The following is a 16758-nucleotide window of genomic DNA, read 5'->3' as shown; positions in this document are numbered from 1 at the left end:
CATTATGGAACATTTGCGCAAACAAGATCCGAAAATCGTCGAGGCCATGAACTTGGAGCTCGGTCGTCAACGCGACAAAATCGAGCTGATTGCCTCCGAAAACTTTGTCAGCCAAGCCGTGCTTGAAGCGATGGGTACGGTACTGACCAACAAATATGCCGAAGGCTATCCGCACAAGCGCTACTACGGCGGCTGCGAATACGTCGACATCGTGGAGGACATCGCCCGCGACCGCGCGAAAGAATTGTTCGGCGCCGAGCATGCGAACGTACAGCCGCACTCCGGAGCGCAGGCGAACTTGGCCGTCTATCTTGCGGCGGTGAAACCAGGCGATACGATTCTCGGCATGAACTTGTCCCACGGCGGTCACTTGACGCACGGCAGTCCGGTGAATGCGTCCGGCATTCTGTACAATTTCGTCGAGTACGGCGTAACCGAGAAAGATGCCCGCATCGATTACGACGACGTCCGCAAAGCGGCGTTCAAGCATAGACCCCGCCTGATCGTAGCCGGCGCAAGCGCGTACTCGCGCACGATCGACTTTGAAGCGCTTGGCAAAATCGCTGAAGACGTCGGCGCGCTCTTCATGGTGGACATGGCGCATATCGCGGGTCTGGTCGCAGCCGGTCTGCATCCGAATCCGGTGCCGCATGCGCACTTCGTCACGACGACGACGCACAAAACGCTTCGCGGTCCACGCGGCGGGTTGATTTTGTGCCGTAAGCCATGGGCGGCGGCAATCGATAAAGCGGTCTTCCCGGGCACGCAAGGCGGTCCGCTGATGCACATTATCGCAGCGAAAGCCGTAGCGTTCGGCGAAGCGCTTCAGCCGGAGTTCAAGACGTACGCGCAAGACGTCATTAACAACGCCAAGGCGTTGGCCGAAGCATTGTCGGCCGAAGGCATCAACATCGTGTCCGGCGGTACGGACAATCACTTGATGCTCATCGACCTTCGCAGCTTGAACATTACGGGTAAAGAAGCCGAGCATCTGCTTGATGAAGTCGGCATCACCGTCAACAAAAACGCGATCCCGTACGATCCGACCAGCCCGTTCGTAACGAGCGGCATCCGTCTGGGCACACCGGCGGCAACGTCCCGCGGCATGAACGAAGAAGCGATGAAAACGATCGCGAAGATCGTCTCTCTTACCCTGAAAAATCCGTCCGACGCGGCGGTCCATGACAAGGTTCGCGGGATGGTGAAAGACTTGACTGCACAGTTCCCGCTTTATTCGGGGCTTCAATACTAATTCGCTTTTTGCAAAAGAATCGGACCTTTTCTCGCGAAGGGACCGGTTCTTTTGTGTCTGTTCGCTTCGGCTGGTCTCGGTAAGCTCCGGACGGGCTCGGACCCCAGCTAGTGGCAGGCCTGCCGCCCTTACCGCGTGCTGATTTTATTTGTTCCACGTGGATCATTTTTGTCGAAGCTGCATATTTTTCACGCGATTTGGGATTACTTCTTAGAGTTGTGGTATAATAGACAAGGTTTGGCTTCATAGCGTTAGTAGGGGGAGCAATGCATGGGAAAAGTATTTGTTTGCGATCATCCGCTGATCCAACATAAGTTAACGTACATTCGGGACGAAAATACGACAACGAAAGATTTTCGCGAGCTTGTCGACGAGGTGGCCACGCTGATGGCCTATGAGATTACGAGAGATATTCCGCTGGAGAAGGTGGAGGTGCGCACGCCCGTGACCACGGCGGAAGCCCGGGTCATTTCCGGGCGGATGCTCGGGCTTATTCCGATTTTAAGAGCAGGGCTCGGCATGGTGGACGGCATTCTGAAGCTTGTCCCGGCGGCTAAAGTGGGTCACATCGGATTGTACCGGGACCCGGAAACGATGGAGCCGGTCGAATATTACGCCAAGCTGCCGACGGATGTCACGGAGCGCGAGCTGATCGTGATCGATCCGATGCTGGCCACCGGAGGCTCGGCGAATGCGGCGATTGAGGCGCTCAAGAAGCGCAACTGCACCCAGATCAAGCTGATGTGTCTGATCGCCGCTCCCGAAGGCGTACAAGCCGTTCAGCAGGCGCATCCGGACGTCGATATTTACGTAGCGGCCATCGATGATTATTTGGACGATCACGGCTATATCGTGCCTGGGCTTGGAGACGCGGGCGACCGGTTGTTCGGAACGAAATAAAGCTTCGGAAGGGGAAACCGCAAGCATGAAAAAAACTAAAGTCATTACGATTTTCGGGACAAGGCCGGAAGCCATCAAGATGGCTCCGCTTGTGAAAGAGCTGGAGAAGCATCCGGAGCACATCGAGTCGATCGTATGCGTTACGGCACAGCACCGCCAAATGCTCGATCAAGTGCTCGATATTTTCAAAATCAAGCCCGACTACGATCTGGACGTCATGAAGGACCGTCAGACGCTGAACGAAATCACCATTCGCGTGCTGCAGGGACTCGATCCCGTGTTCAAGGAAGAGAAGCCGGACATCATTCTCGTTCACGGGGACACGCTGACGACGTTTCTTGCCAGCTATGCGGCTTTCTTGCAGCAGATTCAAGTGGGTCACGTCGAAGCCGGACTGCGCACGTGGAACAAACTCTCGCCGTATCCGGAAGAGATGAACCGTCAGCTTACGGGCGTACTGGCTGATATGCATTTTGCGCCGACGAATTGGTCTGCCGGCAATCTGCGCAAAGAAAATAAGTCCGAGAACGCGATCTATGTCACTGGCAACAGCGTGACGGATGTGTTTCAATATACGGTACAGGAGCAGTTCACCCATCCGGTGCTGGATTGGGCGAAGGGCAAACGCCTTGTACTGATGACTGCTCACCGTCGGGAGTCGCAGGGCGAGCCGCACCGGCAAATTTTCCGCGCCGTGCGCAGGCTGGTGGACGAGTTTGAAGATATTGTCATCGTGTATCCGGTGCATCCGAGTCCGGCCGTCAAGGAACCGGCTCACGAGATGCTCGGCGGGCATGACCGGATCAAGCTGCTGGAGCCGTTTGACGTGTTGGAATTCCACAACTTTTATCAGCATGCACACCTGATCCTGACCGATTCGGGGGGGATGCAGGAAGAAGCTCCTTCGTTCGGCGTACCGGTGCTCGTGCTGCGCGAAACGACCGAGCGGCCGGAAGGCATTGACGCCGGGACGCTTGAGCTGGTGGGGACGGACGAACAGCATGTCTACGAACGGGCGAAAGCGCTGCTAAGCGACGAGGCGCTGTACGAAAGGATGAGCCGTTCGGCCAATCCTTACGGCGACGGAAAGGCGTCCGAACGGATCGTTCAAGCCATCCTTTACCATTTCGGGCATACGCCAGACAGGCCGGAGTCGTTCCAACCGTGACAATATATTGACAAACGCTACAGCGTACAGTTGCACTGTTTGGTTTGAGAGCCAAAAAAACCTTGATATACCAACGTTTTTGTGATTTTTGTCATAGAAAAAATGCTAAGTTGCACGATTGACAAAATTGACTTTGCTTCGATAAAATATACTAGGATTGTAGGGTGGCATCTATGAATGAAAAGGGTCCGTACAATCAGCCTTGGCGCGCGGCCGCATTGGTCAGCGCTTTGGGTATCGACATTGTCGTATGCACAACGATTGGGTATTTCATAGGGAGTTTGGCCGACAAACATTGGGGTAATGGCACAAAGACTTGGCTGATCGGCGGGGTATTGATCGGTTTTGCAATCGGTATCTTTACGGTCGTACTGGTACTAAAACGGTTTCTGGAGGACAAACGGGAATAAATGAAGAACCAGTTAAAGTCTATTGTTCGTGTTACGCTGTATTTTTTGTCTGCCCTGCTGCTGGTGTGGGCCTTCTTGCCGGCTTACCGGACATACGTGTACGGATTGATGCTCGGTCTGGCGGTCAGCCTGATCAACACCTGGCTTTTGGCCATGAAAATTGAATCGGTTTCCCGGAATGCAAACGAGTACATGGGCAAGCGAGTCAATTTAGGAACGGTCTCCAGGATGTGCATGGCGCTAATCGCGGTGATGATCGCCGTGAAGCTGCCGCAGTTCAATCTTGTTTTTACCATTATTGGATTATTTTTTGTCCAATTGGTAACACTCCTGATGGGTATATTTTTTAGAAGAAATCAATCATAGTGCATGGAAAGGAGGGAAATGTAAAAGTGCATAAATTTCCGGTATTGCAGCTCGGTGGATTGAACATCGATATCTCCACGTTTCTGGCGATTATCGTCACTTGCGTCATCGTGTTCACTCTGGCCAGGTTGTCCGTAAGGAACCTGTCCGTCACCAATCCTTCCAAAATTCAAAATTTTCTGGAGTGGGTTGTCGAGTTCGTACATGGCATCGTTGCCAGCACCATGCCTTTAAACAGAGTGAAGCCTTATGTTTCGCTAGGTATGACCTTGATTATGTTTATTTTCGTAGCTAACCTGTTGGGGCTTCCCTTCGGTATCGTTACGACGCATGATCAACCGCTGACGCTGTTCGGGTATACGGTCGTTTCCGAAGAGATGGTCAAAAGCGCCCACGGCGGTCACGGAGTCGAGGTGGCTTGGTGGAAATCGCCGACGGCCGATGTATCGGTCACTTTCGGGTTAGCTGTGATCGTATTTGTGCTGACGCATTATTTAGGTCTTAAACTCAATGCCAAGCATTATTTGAAGCATTACTTCGAACCGTTCTGGTTCTTCTTCCCTCTGAATGTAATCAAGGAAATTTCGAAGCCTCTAACGCTCGGTCTGCGTTTGTACGCGAACATTTTTGCGGGTGAGGTGCTGATCGCCACGATTCTGATGGCGGGTATTTTTGGAACTCCGCTGCTTGCAGCATGGCAAGGCTTCAGTCTTTTCGTCGGCGGCATTCAGGCGTTCTTGTTCACCATTCTTACCATGGTTTATATCTCGCAAGCTACTGTGCATGAGGAGCATTAATTTGATGCCCACCTTCGCGACAGTTTGCGAATTTTAAGGAAATCAAACAAAAAAATTTAGTTATTAGTTGAGGAGGATTTTAACAATGGGATTTTTGGCAGCAGCTTTGGCAATCGGTTTGGGCGCGCTTGGCGCGGGTATCGGTAACGGTTTGATCGTCAGCAAAACAGTAGAAGGTATCGCTCGTCAGCCTGAGCTCCGCGGTACTCTGCAAACGACAATGTTTATTGGTGTTGGTATCGTCGAGGTCGTGCCGATTATCGGTGTCGTACTTGGATTCCTGATCTTCTTCGGTGCTGGTGCTTAATTGAATGAAATCAGTTTGGCGCGGAAGGCCTGAGCCATCCACGCCTTCGTTTTGCCTGAAATGACTGAAAGGAGTGGCATGGATGGGTTGGCATTGGGAGTCATTTGTATTTGCGATTTTAGCCTTTCTGATCCTGTATTGGCTATTGAATAAATACGCTTTCGGACCTTTGATGGGAATCATGGAAGCGCGCAAGCGCATGCTTGCCGAGCAAATCGAATCTACTGACAAAAATCGCCGTGAAGCGGAGCAACTCCTTGCCGAGCAAAAGCAAGCGATGCAAGATGTTCGCAAGGAAGCTCACGAGATTATCGAGCAAGCCCGCAAATTAGGCGGCAAACAAGGCGAAGAAATCGTAGAGCAAGCGAAATCGGAGGCAGCTCGTTTGAAAAACGAAGCGCTTCAGGATATCGAGAGCGAGAAAAACAAAGCGATTGCGGCCGTTCGCGGTCAAGTCAGCGCTTTGTCCGTCATGATTGCTTCCAAAATTATCGAGAAGCAAGTTGACGAGAAGTCCCAGGAAGAGTTGGTTGAACACTACTTGAAAGAAGTAGGGGGCAACCGATGAGCCAGGATCTGATCGCAGCCAAAAGGTACGCCAAGGCATTATTCGATGTTGCTAGGGAGTCCGACCGGGTTGCTCAAGTCGAGCAAGAGCTCGAAAAGGTCATTGCGGTCTTGAACGAGAATCCGGACCTGTTCAAGCTCATCAAGCATCCGGGCATCGAGGCTGATGTAAAGATCGGGTTGCTCAAGCAAATCTTCGATGCGGATGTATCCGAAGTCGTTATTAACACGCTGAAGCTGCTCATCCAGCGCCGCCGGGAAGATTCTCTGGAAGCTTTCGTGGCAGCTTACAGCAAAATCGCCGGCGATGCGCTCGGTCAAGCGAACGCCACGGTGTACACGCCAGTGGAGCTTAGCGAAACGGAGCTCGGCACCATTGCCGAAACGTTCGGCAAATTAACCGGCAAACAAATCCGCGTGGAATCGGTTCTCGATAAAAGATTGCTCGGCGGCATTCAAGTCCGCATTGGCGACCGTCTGTATGATGGAAGCTTGGCGGGCAAGCTGGAGCGTCTGCACAAAACGTTGAATCAATCTCAAGCACTGTAGATAGGGGTGAGGGAATTTGAGTATCAGACCGGAAGAAATCAGCACGCTGATTAAGCAGCAGATTGAACAATATAAATCCGAGATTCAAGTGGTTGACGTAGGTACGGTTATTCAGGTCGGTGACGGTATCGCCCGTGCGCACGGCTTGGAGAACGTCATGGCAGGCGAACTGCTCGAGTTTCCCAACGGCGTATTGGGACATGCGTTTAACCTTGATGAAAGCAACGTAGGTATTGTTATTTTGGGACCTTACACCGACATCCGCGAAGGCGACCAAGTGAAGCGTACCGGCCGCATCATGGAAGTTCCCGTAGGCGAGGAACTGCTGGGCCGCGTCGTGAATCCGCTCGGTCAACCGGTTGACGGCAAAGGTCCTATCAACACGACGAATTTCCGTGCGATCGAATCCCCGGCTCCGGGCGTTATGGCCCGTAAATCGGTTCATGAACCGATGCAAACCGGGATTAAAGCGATCGACGCGATGATCCCTGTCGGCCGCGGTCAGCGCGAGCTTATCATCGGCGACCGTCAAACGGGTAAAACTGCCATCGCGATCGATACGATCATCAACCAAAAAGGCAACGGCGTAAAATGTATTTACGTAGCAATCGGACAAAAGCAATCCACCGTTGTCGGCGTAGTAGAGCAGCTGCGTAAAGCAGGCGCGCTCGAATACACGATCGTGGTTACCGCTTCGGCTTCCGAGCCGTCCCCGATGCTGTGGCTTGCTCCTTATGCGGGCTGCGCGATGGGCGAGTACTTCATGTACAAAGGCGAGCACGTCCTGATCGTTTACGACGACTTGTCCAAGCAAGCGGCCGCATACCGCGAGCTGTCCTTGCTGCTTCGCCGTCCTCCGGGCCGGGAAGCTTATCCGGGCGACGTCTTCTATCTGCACTCCCGTTTGCTGGAGCGCGCTGCAAAGTTGAACGACGAGTTGGGCGGAGGCTCGATCACCGCGCTGCCGTTTATCGAAACGCAAGCAGGCGACGTATCCGCATATATTCCGACTAACGTAATCTCGATTACGGACGGACAGATCTTCCTGGAGTCCGACTTGTTCTACTCCGGCCAACGTCCGGCGGTTAACGTCGGTATCTCGGTATCCCGGGTAGGCGGCTCCGCACAAACGAAAGCGATGAAAAAAGTTGCCGGTACGCTCCGTGTCGACTTGGCTCAATACCGGGAGCTTGCCGCATTCGCACAGTTCGGTTCCGACTTGGATAAAGCAACGCAAAGCCGTCTGAACCGCGGTGAGCGCACACTTGAAATTTTGAAACAAGGCGTTAACCAGCCGATGGGTCTGGACCGTCAAGTGGCTTCCCTCTTTACGGTTGTCAGAGGACATCTGGACGATATTCCGGTAAAAGACGTGCTTCGTTTCGAATCCGAATTCCTGGCGTACTTGGACTCCAGTCGTCCGGAAATTCTCCAAAGCATTCGCGACACGAAGGACTTGACTGCGGACAACGAGAAAGCATTGACGGACGCGATCGCGCAGTTCAAAAGAAGCTTCTCGGTTTCCGAGTAATATATAATTAACCCGGGAATCTGCTGAAGAAGCCCGGTGCTCTACGATAAGCCTGAAACAAGCGTTTCGATGAAGGTTCTCCCTTGCGGAAGCATCGGCCATTCAGGGCCTGCAGAAGCAAGCGGAGAAGCCTCGAAAGAGAGGTGAGCAGGTATGGCAAAAGGGATGCGCGAGATTAAGCGCGCGATCAGATCCAAGCAAAACATGAAACAAATAACCAAAGCCATGGAAATGGTTGCGGCTTCCAAGCTTAGAAGATCCCAAATAGCGGCGGAATCCGCCCGTCCTTACGCGGATAAGCTGAAGGAAGTGGTCGGCAGCATCGCTGCGGGAACGAAGGGTGTGAAGCACCCGATGCTCGAAACCCGCGAGGTGAAGAAGACCGGTTATTTGGTCATTACGTCCGACCGCGGTCTGGCCGGCGGTTACAACGCCAACGTGTTGCGGAAGGTGATGGCGGAAATTCGGGAAAAGCACAACTCTCCTGCCGAATATTCGATCTTCGTGATCGGACGCAAAGGCAGAGACTTTTTCAAGAAGCGAAACGTTCCGCTTCTGGAGGAAGTCACCGGGCTTTCCGATTCGCCGACGTTTGCGGATATTAAGTCGATTGCCGCTGCGGCGGTAGCTAATTTCGAAAACGGGTCGTACGACCAATTATTTTTGGTCTACAACCAGTTTAAAAATGCGATGACTCAAATCCCGACCATCAAACGCCTTCTCCCGATGGAAGACGTATCTGTCGAAACAACAGCAGCCTACGAGTACGAGCCGTCTGCTGAAGGCGTATTAGAAGTGCTCCTTCCCAAGTATGCCGAGACGCTCATATACAGTGCGGTACTGGACGGAAAGGCCAGCGAGTTCGGTGCGAGAATGACGGCGATGAGCAGCGCGACGAAGAACGCGACGAAGATGATCAACGAATTGACGTTGTCTTACAACCGTGCGCGTCAGGCTTCGATTACGCAGGAAATTTCCGAGATCGTCGCCGGTGCGAACGCTAACGCCTAGATCGAATTAGGGTATGTTAATGGCTTTGCCTCCGGCAAAGCTCGGATATATGTTTACATTGCAGTTTTGCCTACGGCAAAACTTAAGCGGATGCTTACGAAGACAGTTTTGCCATAGGCAAAACTTTGAGGAGGGAAAACATGAGCAAAGGGCGCGTTGTGAATATCACAGGGCCGGTCGTTGACATTGAGTTTGAACGTGGACACCTCCCTGAGATTTTGAATGCCATTAAGATTGAAAAGAAAGCCGAGAAACAAGGCGAGCAAGACATCAACCTGACGGTTGAAGCTGCGGTACACCTCGGCGACAACCTAGTTCGTTGTGTCGCGATGTCTTCCACGGACGGTCTGGTGCGCGGTACGGAAGTAGTTGACACCGGAGCTCCGATTTCCGTACCCGTAGGTCCGGCTACGCTGGGCCGCGTATTTAACGTGCTTGGCGATCCGATCGACGGAATGACGGAAGTCGACCGTACCAACATCAGCCCGATTCATAAAGCTGCACCTGCGTTCGACAACCTGTCGACGAAGGCGGAAATCCTTGAAACGGGAATTAAAGTTATCGACTTGATGGCTCCTTATGCGAAGGGCGGTAAGATCGGTCTCTTCGGCGGTGCGGGCGTAGGGAAAACCGTTACGATGCAGGAGCTTATCCACAACATCGCTCAAGAGCACGGCGGTATCTCCGTATTTGCGGGCGTAGGCGAAAGAACACGTGAAGGCAACGACCTTTATCATGAGATGAAGGACTCCGGCGTTATCTCGAAAACCGCGATGGTGTTCGGACAGATGAACGAGCCGCCGGGTGCGCGTCTTCGCGTGGCATTGTCCGGTTTGACGATGGCGGAATATTTCCGCGACGAAGAAGGCCGCGACGTGCTTCTGTTTATCGACAACATCTTCCGCTTTACCCAAGCGGGTTCCGAGGTTTCCGCATTGCTCGGCCGTATGCCTTCCGCGGTAGGTTACCAGCCGACGCTGGCTACCGAGATGGGTCAGCTGCAAGAGCGGATCACTTCGACGAAAAAAGGTTCCGTTACTTCCATCCAAGCGATTTACGTTCCGGCGGACGACTACACCGACCCGGCTCCGGCAACGGCATTTGCCCACTTGGACGCAACGACGAACCTTGAGCGCAGCATCGCTGCCGCCGGTATTTTCCCTGCGGTAGACCCGCTCGCTTCGTCCTCCCGGATTTTGACGCCGGAAATTCTCGGCGAAGAGCATTACAGTGTCGCTCAAGGCGTGAAGCGGATTCTTCAGCGCTATAAAGAGCTGCTCGATATTATCGCGATCTTGGGTATGGACGAGTTGTCCGACGAGGACAAACTGGTCGTACACCGCGCTCGCCGTCTCCGTTTGTTCCTGTCCCAGCCGCTTCACGTGGCCGAGGCGTTTAACGGGATTCCTGGCTTGTACGTGCCGGTTAAAGAAACCGTCCGCAGCTTCAAAGAAATCCTCGAAGGCAAGCACGACAACCTTCCGGAGCCTGCGTTCCATAACGTGGGTACGATTGAAGACGCGATCGAAAAGGCAAAAACGCTGTAATGAATTATAGAACGTTGCTGAAGCGCCGATTCCGCAAAAGAATCGGGCTTCGGCGGCAAACGGCTTTCTAGCGAAAGCCCAGCTTATGCTTACGAAGCAGTTTGCCCTTAGGCAAACTCTTAGGAGGGGAATCCAAGTGAGCACATTCCTGTTGGAAATCGTCACCCCCGAGCGTAAAGTGTACGCCGAACAGGCGAACATGATTGTCGTAAAGGGCGTTGAAGGGGAGCTTGGAATTCTGCCGAATCACATTCCGCTGGTCACTCCATTACGGATCGCTCCGATTACTGTGAAAAAACGCGGGTCGAAAGACGAGGTTATCGCAGTAAACGGCGGTTTTATGGAAGTGCGCAAGGATAAGGTGGTTATACTGGCGGAAAGCGCCGAGCTGCCGGAACAGATCGATGTCGATCGTGCACAAAAAGCGAAAGAACGGGCGCAAGGTCGTTTGTCTCCAGCCAAACAAGACCATGTCGACTTCAAGCGGGCCGAATTCGCTTTGCAGCGTGCATTGAATCGAATTGACGTTTCTGGGAAAAAATAATAAATGAACCAAAAAGACGGAGGGGCGCGGTTCCTTCGTCTTTTTTTCTAATCCTTCCTTGGCACCATACAAAAAGTACGGGATTCGGTTTCCCGACTTATGAAGGCATTGTGAAAGTGGATGAAAATGTTAGACACCCCAAAAGGCATTTGTTATAATTGGGAAGGCATAACATTAACAACAGTCCTGCAGAAGTAAGACGCAGGCGGGACCCAATATAATAAGGGAGGCGGTTCGTTCGCGATGTACATGAACAATTACGTGGTCGTAACGATTTTTCTCTTTTTAGCGGTATTGCTTCCAATTGCAGCGCTTACAATCGGTCGCTGGCTCCGTCCCTACAGACCGGTGGAGGAAAAGTACACGACTTATGAAAGCGGTAACGAGCCGGTAGGTACGGGCCATGTCCGATTCAACATCCGGTATTACCTCTTTGCGCTGATGTTTGTCATCTTCGATGTGGAAACCGTATTTTTGTACCCATGGGCCGTTGCTTATAAGCAATTAGGCTTGTTTGCGCTTGTAGAGATGTGCATATTTATAGGCCTGCTGATCATAGGCTTACTCTACGCTTGGAAGAAGAAGGTGCTGCAATGGACTTCAATTTAGAGAGCATTTCGCCGGAGGAACGGCAGGAGCTGGATCGCAATGTGTTTATGACGACGCTGGAGCAGGTGAAGGCGTGGGCCCGCAGCAATTCGCTATGGCCAATGACGTTCGGACTTGCTTGCTGTGCCATTGAAATGATGGGCACGGGCGCGTCCCATTATGATTTAGACCGTTTTGGCGTTATTTTCCGGACGTCCCCGCGCCAGTCGGATGTGATGATCGTCGCCGGTACGGTGACGAAGAAGATGGCCCCGCTCTTGAGGCGCTTGTACGAGCAGATGCCGGAGCCGAAATGGGTCATTGCCATGGGCTCCTGTGCCACGGCAGGCGGCCCCTATGTGAAATCGTACGCGGTAGTGAAGGGCGTTGACCAAGTCGTTCCGGTCGATGTATATATTCCCGGCTGTCCGCCGAATCCGGCCGCCCTGATTTACGGCATCAATAAGCTGCAGGAAAAAATCCGCTATGAAGCAAAATCCGGTAAGCAGGTGACCAATCGATGAGCGAGGAGCAAAAGCGAGAAAAAGCTGATGCGGCCGCTGCCGAAGAGCAGAAGCAAGCGAAAGCGGACGCCAGCACAAAGCCGTCGGGCGATCAAGCGGAAGCCGCTTCCAGCGAGCAGCCAGCGAGTGATAGTGTGAAAGCGGGTTCAGCCGGCGAGCAGGCAAGCGATACGGCGAAAGCTAGCGTAAGCCAAGCGCCCGTTAGGGAAGCGGTCGCAAGCGAAGACGCTCCCGCGAAGAGCGATGCAAGCGGCGCGGAGGCACGCAGCGGCGGCGCGAAGGCCGCTGGCGGCGAAGCGCCCGAGGCGAAGCCCGCCCCCGCGGCGGCGCCGATGAGCGGCGAGCCGACGGCAGCGCCGGGCGCCGACGTCGCCAAAGCGGGCGGCGCAGGCGAGCCGCCGGGCGGGTACGCCGCGGCGAAGACGGCAGCGCCGCAGGCAGGCGCCGAAGGCGCGCAGTCGCGCGAAGCGGCCGCCGGCGGCAGCGAGCCTGGCGCGGAGGCGCGGAAGCCGCGGGCCGCGAAGGCCGCCGCAGGCGAGCCCGGCGACGCGCCGGAGGCGGAGCGCGCAGCGCCGAGCGACGCCGAGAAGGAAGCGAAGGCGAAAGCCGCCGCCGAGGCGAGAGCCGCGCGGGCGAACGCGCGCGCCGCGAAAGCGGAAGGGGCGGAGCCCGAGGCGCCGAAGGAGCCGTCGCCGAACCAGCCGCTGCTGGACCGGCTCGTGGCGATATTGAAAGAGTTTCGCGCGGACGCGGTCGAAGAAGCTTTTATTAATGAAAAAGACGGGCATATTCCCTATGTTATTGTTAAAGCCGAGGCGTGGCCGGACGTGGCGGAGCTGCTGCGGACGCATGGGGAGCTGAAGCTGAACTACTTGCGCAATGTGTCCGGGGTCGATATGGAGACTCATATGGAAGTGGCATACCATATCATCTCATTGGAAACCAAGCGCAATTATTGCGTGAAAGTGAAGACAGACCGGGAATCGCCGTCCATTCCTTCCGTGACTCCCGTTTGGCCAACGGCCAATTGGAACGAAAGGGAAGTGTACGATTTGTTCGGCATCGAATTTCCGGGACATCCCGACCTGCGCCGGATTATGATGGCTGACGATTGGGTCGGTCACCCGCTGCGCAAAGATTATGAGCCGCTCGACCCGGAGGTGTGATGAAGGTTGGCCATTAGAACGGAAGAACTGCTGCTGAACGTAGGCCCGCAGCATCCGAGTACGCATGGAGTGTTTCGGATCGTCGTCAAGCTCGACGGCGAGATCATCACGGAAGCGATCCCGGTCATGGGATACCTGCACCGGGGAACGGAGAAGCTGGCCGAAAATTTAACCTACACCCAAATCATCCCCTATACCGACCGGCTGGACTATGTATCGGCGATGACGAACAATTACGTGCTTGTCAATGCCGTGGAGAAGCTCATGCAGCTGGAAATCCCGGAGCGCGCAGAGTTTTTGCGACTGATCGTGATGGAGCTCCAGCGCATTGCCAGCCATATGGTTTGGTGGGGGACGTACTTGCTCGATATTGGGGCGATGAGCCCGTTCTTGTACGCGTTCCGCGATCGGGAGATTATTATCGACCTGTTCAACGAGCTGTGCGGCGCCCGGCTGACGTACAACTACATGAGGGTCGGCGGAGTCAAGTGGGATGCGCCGGAAGGCTGGATTCAGAAGGTGCGAGAGTTTGTTCCTTACATGAGGGGCAAGCTGGAGCAATATAACGAGTTAGTGAGCGGAAACGAAATTTTTCTGGCCCGGATCAAGGGGGTCGGCAAGTACGACGCGGAGGAGGCTATCGCCTACGGGCTGAGTGGCGCGAATCTGCGCTGTACGGGGGTAAACTGGGACCTGCGGAAGGATCAGCCTTACAGCATCTATAATCGTTTCGATTTCGACGTCCCGGTAAGCACAGGCGGCGATTGCTACGCCAGATATTTGCTGCGGCTGGAGGAAATCCGCCAATCGCTGCGCATTCTGGAGCAGGCGGTCGAGCAGTTCCCGGCGGAAGGCGAGATCATGGGCAAGGTGCCCCGTGTGCTGCGTCCCGCCGAAGGGGAAGTATATGCCGGAATCGAATCGCCACGCGGCGAAATCGGCTGTCATATTATTTCCAAAGGAAAAGATAAGCCGTACCGCCTGAAGTTCCGCAGACCGTCATTCGTCAATCTGCAGATCCTGCCGAAGCTGCTGGTCGGCGAAACGATGACGAACCTGATCACCATTCTCGGAGGCATCGATATCGTTGTCGGGGAGGTGGATAGCTGATGCCGGATTTATTGCAAGAGCCGTTAACATGGACGAATACGGCCATTTTCTTCGCGTGGGGCGTCGTGCTGCTTTTGATCGTGCTTGGCTTTGTGACGTATGCGATCTACTTCGAGCGCAAGGTCATCGGCTGGATGCAGATGAGGATCGGTCCGAACCGTGTCGGCCCGTTCGGACTGCTGCAAACCGTCGCCGACGTATTCAAGCTCTTGATCAAAGAAGACACGATTCCGAAAAAAGCCGAGCGCGAGCTCTTCATCCTCGCTCCGATCATCACGTTTATACCTGCGTTTACGGTCATTGCGGCCATTCCGTTCACGGACCGGCTGATCAGCAGCGACCTGAACGTGGGAGTGCTATATTATATCGCGCTTTCCGGGATCTCGACCATCGGCATCGTGCTCGGCGGCTGGGCTTCGAATAACAAATACGCCCTGCTCGGCGGAATGCGTTCCGCTGCCCAGATGATCAGCTACGAAATTCCGCTGGTTATTTCCATCGTAGGCGTCGTGATGATGTCCGGTAGCATGAACCTTCGTACGATCGTAGAAGGTCAGGCGGGCGGGTTCTGGCACTGGAACTTTTTGCCGCAAATTATCGGCTTTGCCGTGTTTATCGTGGCTGCCGTTTCGGAGCTGAACCGGACGCCCTTCGACTTGCCTGAGGCCGAGTCGGAACTGGTTGCAGGCTACCACGTCGAGTACAGCGGTTTCCGCTTTGCCTTTTTCATGCTCGCCGAGTACGTCTACGTGTTCGCCATCGCCGGCTTGACGACAACCGTATTTTTAGGAGGGTGGCAGGCGCCGCTTCCGTTCCTCGATTTTATCCCGGGGATCATCTGGTTTTTGCTGAAGTTTGCGTTCATCGTATTTTTCCTGTTCTGGCTGCGCGCAACGATGCCCCGGATTCGGGTGGACCAGTTGATGGGACTCGGCTGGAAGGTGCTGCTGCCGCTGGCGCTGGTTAATATTTTTGTAACGGCTATCTATATGGCGATTGCGATGTAACAAGGACCCGGCAGCCGGATGCCGAGGATGAAAGGGTGATTGACTATGAAGGGCATCATGAAGGGACTGGGCGTGACTTTTAAATCCATGACCCAGAAAAAAGTGACCTATGCTTATCCCGACGTTCCGCTTCAAATGCCGGACCGGTTCCGGGGCATCCAGCATTTTGACCCCGAGAAATGCATCGTCTGCAATCAATGCGCGCGCATCTGCCCGACGGAGTGCATCAATCTGGTCGGTAAGCCGAACCCGGACCCCGAGAAAAAGGGAAAAGTGATCGATACGTACGATATTAACTTTGAAATATGCATTTTGTGCGATCTGTGTACGGAAGTATGTCCGACTGAAGCAATCGTGATGACCAACAACTTCGAGCTGAGCACGTACAGCCGCGACGATTTGTTCAAAAACCTGCAATGGCTGAACGAGAACAATCACAACGTGCGCAAGGAGAACAACTCCGCGCTTCCGAAAGGCGGGGCGAAATAATGTTCGGAAATATCGTCGACTTTTTGTCCCGCGGTGAAAATATCGCCTTTTTCATCTGTGCGCTGCTTGCCATCGGCGGGGCGATTTTCATGCTCAGCTTCACCAAAGTAGTCCACATGGTCGTGGCCGCGGCGCTGACGTTCATCAGCCTGGCCGGGCTGTATGTCGTCCTCGAAGCGGAATTTGTGGCCGTCGTTCAGATCTTGATCTATGCGGGCGCCATCTCCATTCTGATGATTTTCGGGATCATGATGACCAAGCATACGAAGGAAGAGGAAGAAAAGCCGAAGCGGCCTTGGCATAACGGACTGTTGTTCGTCGGGGCGGCGGGACTGTTCGGCATCATCTTTTACGCGATCCAGCAATCGCAGCTTCCTTCCGGCCAATACCCGTCGATGCAGGACAATACAATGGAGATCGGGAAGCTGCTGTTTACCAACCATGTGATCCCGTTCGAGTTGATGTCGGTGCTGCTGACGGTCGCTTTCATCGGTGCGATCATCGTGGCGAAGAGAGAGGAGGACTGAGGGATGGGAGCTACCGGACTGGCTACGCCTTACTTGACGCTGGCAGCGATTCTGTTCTGCATCGGATTGTATGGGGCGCTCTCGAAAAAGCACGCTGTTATCGTCTTGCTGTCTGTCGAGCTGATGCTCAACAGCGTCAACCTGAACCTCGTCGCTTTTTCCAAGCTGGGTGTCAACCCCGGGTTAACCGGGCAAATTTTCTCACTGTTTAACATTACGGTGGCCGCGGCGGAAGTGGCTGTCGGCATTGCGATACTGATTGCGCTGTACCGCAACAAAGGAACAACGGATGTCAACGAGATGGACTCGATGAAGCGATAGCGCAGCTTCCGCAAGCGCCTGTCCGGGGGCCGGGAAGGCTTATCCGATCCGGACAGGAAATTAGAGATCGTGTTCTT

21 protein-coding genes are annotated in these 16758 nt (G+C 54.1%); all 21 read left to right on the top strand.

Translation table 11 applies throughout. From position 1 onward, the window contains the following. Positions 1-4: 4 nt before the first annotated feature. A complete protein-coding gene (gene glyA, locus NLX71_RS18790; protein WP_254365330.1) occupies positions 5-1252 on the top strand; it encodes a serine hydroxymethyltransferase in 1248 nt (415 codons plus the stop codon). Between the two features lie 270 nt (positions 1253-1522). Beyond that, entirely contained in the window at positions 1523-2152 is a 630-nt protein-coding gene (upp, locus tag NLX71_RS18785) for a uracil phosphoribosyltransferase (RefSeq protein ID WP_254365329.1), read from the top strand. A 25-nt stretch (positions 2153-2177) separates the two neighbouring features. Then, positions 2178-3320, top strand: coding sequence for a non-hydrolyzing UDP-N-acetylglucosamine 2-epimerase (gene wecB / locus NLX71_RS18780; RefSeq protein ID WP_254365328.1), 1143 nt, complete (start codon positions 2178-2180; stop codon positions 3318-3320). Between the two features lie 173 nt (positions 3321-3493). Further along, positions 3494-3730: an AtpZ/AtpI family protein gene (locus NLX71_RS18775; protein WP_254365327.1), complete on the top strand. Its 237-nt coding sequence runs from the start codon at positions 3494-3496 to the stop codon at positions 3728-3730. Further along, entirely contained in the window at positions 3731-4096 is a 366-nt protein-coding gene (locus tag NLX71_RS18770; protein WP_254365326.1) for an ATP synthase subunit I, read from the top strand. A 26-nt stretch (positions 4097-4122) separates the two neighbouring features. Beyond that, positions 4123-4893, top strand: a complete 771-nt coding sequence (atpB, locus tag NLX71_RS18765) for a F0F1 ATP synthase subunit A (RefSeq protein WP_254365325.1) — start codon at positions 4123-4125, stop codon at positions 4891-4893. Positions 4894-4978: 85 nt separating this feature from the next. After that, entirely contained in the window at positions 4979-5200 is a 222-nt protein-coding gene (atpE, locus tag NLX71_RS18760; RefSeq protein WP_090672233.1) for a F0F1 ATP synthase subunit C, read from the top strand. A gap of 82 nt (positions 5201-5282) precedes the next feature. After that, complete coding sequence (gene atpF / locus NLX71_RS18755) at positions 5283-5768, top strand: F0F1 ATP synthase subunit B (protein WP_254365324.1); 486 nt, start codon at positions 5283-5285, stop codon at positions 5766-5768. Then, a complete protein-coding gene (locus NLX71_RS18750; protein WP_254365323.1) occupies positions 5765-6316 on the top strand; it encodes a F0F1 ATP synthase subunit delta in 552 nt (183 codons plus the stop codon). Before atpF ends, NLX71_RS18750 begins: the two co-directional genes overlap by 4 nt. 16 nt (positions 6317-6332) lie before the next feature. Then, positions 6333-7847 (top strand): F0F1 ATP synthase subunit alpha, encoded by a 1515-nt coding sequence (atpA, locus tag NLX71_RS18745; protein WP_254365322.1) that lies wholly within the window; start codon positions 6333-6335, stop codon positions 7845-7847. A 153-nt stretch (positions 7848-8000) separates the two neighbouring features. Next, entirely contained in the window at positions 8001-8858 is an 858-nt protein-coding gene (gene atpG, locus NLX71_RS18740; protein ID WP_254365321.1) for an ATP synthase F1 subunit gamma, read from the top strand. A gap of 140 nt (positions 8859-8998) precedes the next feature. Next, complete coding sequence (gene atpD, locus NLX71_RS18735; RefSeq protein ID WP_254365320.1) at positions 8999-10405, top strand: F0F1 ATP synthase subunit beta; 1407 nt, start codon at positions 8999-9001, stop codon at positions 10403-10405. 136 nt (positions 10406-10541) lie between these two features. Next, a complete protein-coding gene (locus tag NLX71_RS18730) occupies positions 10542-10949 on the top strand; it encodes a F0F1 ATP synthase subunit epsilon (protein WP_254365319.1) in 408 nt (135 codons plus the stop codon). A gap of 243 nt (positions 10950-11192) precedes the next feature. Continuing rightward, on the top strand, positions 11193-11558 hold the full coding sequence (locus tag NLX71_RS18725) for an NADH-quinone oxidoreductase subunit A (protein ID WP_254365318.1): 366 nt from the start codon (positions 11193-11195) through the stop codon (positions 11556-11558). Beyond that, a complete protein-coding gene (locus NLX71_RS18720; protein WP_254365317.1) occupies positions 11543-12061 on the top strand; it encodes a NuoB/complex I 20 kDa subunit family protein in 519 nt (172 codons plus the stop codon). The genes NLX71_RS18725 and NLX71_RS18720 overlap by 16 nt, the downstream gene beginning before the upstream one ends. Further along, positions 12058-13227: an NADH-quinone oxidoreductase subunit C gene (locus NLX71_RS18715; protein ID WP_254365316.1), complete on the top strand. Its 1170-nt coding sequence runs from the start codon at positions 12058-12060 to the stop codon at positions 13225-13227. Before NLX71_RS18720 ends, NLX71_RS18715 begins: the two co-directional genes overlap by 4 nt. Before the next feature lie 6 nt (positions 13228-13233). Beyond that, on the top strand, positions 13234-14337 hold the full coding sequence (locus NLX71_RS18710) for an NADH-quinone oxidoreductase subunit D (RefSeq protein WP_254365315.1): 1104 nt from the start codon (positions 13234-13236) through the stop codon (positions 14335-14337). Further along, positions 14337-15344: an NADH-quinone oxidoreductase subunit NuoH gene (gene nuoH / locus NLX71_RS18705; protein ID WP_302058326.1), complete on the top strand. Its 1008-nt coding sequence runs from the start codon at positions 14337-14339 to the stop codon at positions 15342-15344. The genes NLX71_RS18710 and nuoH overlap by 1 nt, the downstream gene beginning before the upstream one ends. 45 nt (positions 15345-15389) lie before the next feature. Then, positions 15390-15833 (top strand): NADH-quinone oxidoreductase subunit NuoI, encoded by a 444-nt coding sequence (nuoI, locus tag NLX71_RS18700; protein ID WP_090672266.1) that lies wholly within the window; start codon positions 15390-15392, stop codon positions 15831-15833. Further along, positions 15833-16360, top strand: coding sequence for an NADH-quinone oxidoreductase subunit J (locus NLX71_RS18695; RefSeq protein WP_254365314.1), 528 nt, complete (start codon positions 15833-15835; stop codon positions 16358-16360). Before nuoI ends, NLX71_RS18695 begins: the two co-directional genes overlap by 1 nt. A gap of 3 nt (positions 16361-16363) precedes the next feature. Then, on the top strand, positions 16364-16681 hold the full coding sequence (nuoK, locus tag NLX71_RS18690) for an NADH-quinone oxidoreductase subunit NuoK (RefSeq protein ID WP_010499416.1): 318 nt from the start codon (positions 16364-16366) through the stop codon (positions 16679-16681). Positions 16682-16758 lie beyond the last annotated feature (77 nt).

This window comes from Paenibacillus sp. MZ04-78.2, from assembly GCF_024213375.1.
Lineage (GTDB): Bacteria > Bacillota > Bacilli > Paenibacillales > NBRC-103111 > Paenibacillus_G.
The sequence above is the reverse complement of the archived record's forward strand: the minus strand, read 5'-3'. Positions and strand labels throughout refer to the sequence as shown.

Coding starts and splice junctions, on each gene's coding strand:
- nuoH (WP_302058326.1), top strand. CDS start 14,337: ATGCCGGATTTATTGCAAGAGCCGTTAACATGGACGAATACGGCCATT.
- NLX71_RS18720 (WP_254365317.1), top strand. CDS start 11,543: ATGGACTTCAATTTAGAGAGCATTTCGCCGGAGGAACGGCAGGAGCTG.
- wecB (WP_254365328.1), top strand. CDS start 2,178: ATGAAAAAAACTAAAGTCATTACGATTTTCGGGACAAGGCCGGAAGCC.
- NLX71_RS18750 (WP_254365323.1), top strand. CDS start 5,765: ATGAGCCAGGATCTGATCGCAGCCAAAAGGTACGCCAAGGCATTATTC.
- NLX71_RS18715 (WP_254365316.1), top strand. CDS start 12,058: ATGAGCGAGGAGCAAAAGCGAGAAAAAGCTGATGCGGCCGCTGCCGAA.
- upp (WP_254365329.1), top strand. CDS start 1,523: ATGGGAAAAGTATTTGTTTGCGATCATCCGCTGATCCAACATAAGTTA.
- NLX71_RS18775 (WP_254365327.1), top strand. CDS start 3,494: ATGAATGAAAAGGGTCCGTACAATCAGCCTTGGCGCGCGGCCGCATTG.
- atpG (WP_254365321.1), top strand. CDS start 8,001: ATGGCAAAAGGGATGCGCGAGATTAAGCGCGCGATCAGATCCAAGCAA.
- atpE (WP_090672233.1), top strand. CDS start 4,979: ATGGGATTTTTGGCAGCAGCTTTGGCAATCGGTTTGGGCGCGCTTGGC.
- NLX71_RS18770 (WP_254365326.1), top strand. CDS start 3,731: ATGAAGAACCAGTTAAAGTCTATTGTTCGTGTTACGCTGTATTTTTTG.
- atpF (WP_254365324.1), top strand. CDS start 5,283: ATGGGTTGGCATTGGGAGTCATTTGTATTTGCGATTTTAGCCTTTCTG.
- NLX71_RS18695 (WP_254365314.1), top strand. CDS start 15,833: ATGTTCGGAAATATCGTCGACTTTTTGTCCCGCGGTGAAAATATCGCC.
- NLX71_RS18725 (WP_254365318.1), top strand. CDS start 11,193: ATGTACATGAACAATTACGTGGTCGTAACGATTTTTCTCTTTTTAGCG.
- nuoI (WP_090672266.1), top strand. CDS start 15,390: ATGAAGGGCATCATGAAGGGACTGGGCGTGACTTTTAAATCCATGACC.
- glyA (WP_254365330.1), top strand. CDS start 5: ATGGAACATTTGCGCAAACAAGATCCGAAAATCGTCGAGGCCATGAAC.
- nuoK (WP_010499416.1), top strand. CDS start 16,364: ATGGGAGCTACCGGACTGGCTACGCCTTACTTGACGCTGGCAGCGATT.
- atpD (WP_254365320.1), top strand. CDS start 8,999: ATGAGCAAAGGGCGCGTTGTGAATATCACAGGGCCGGTCGTTGACATT.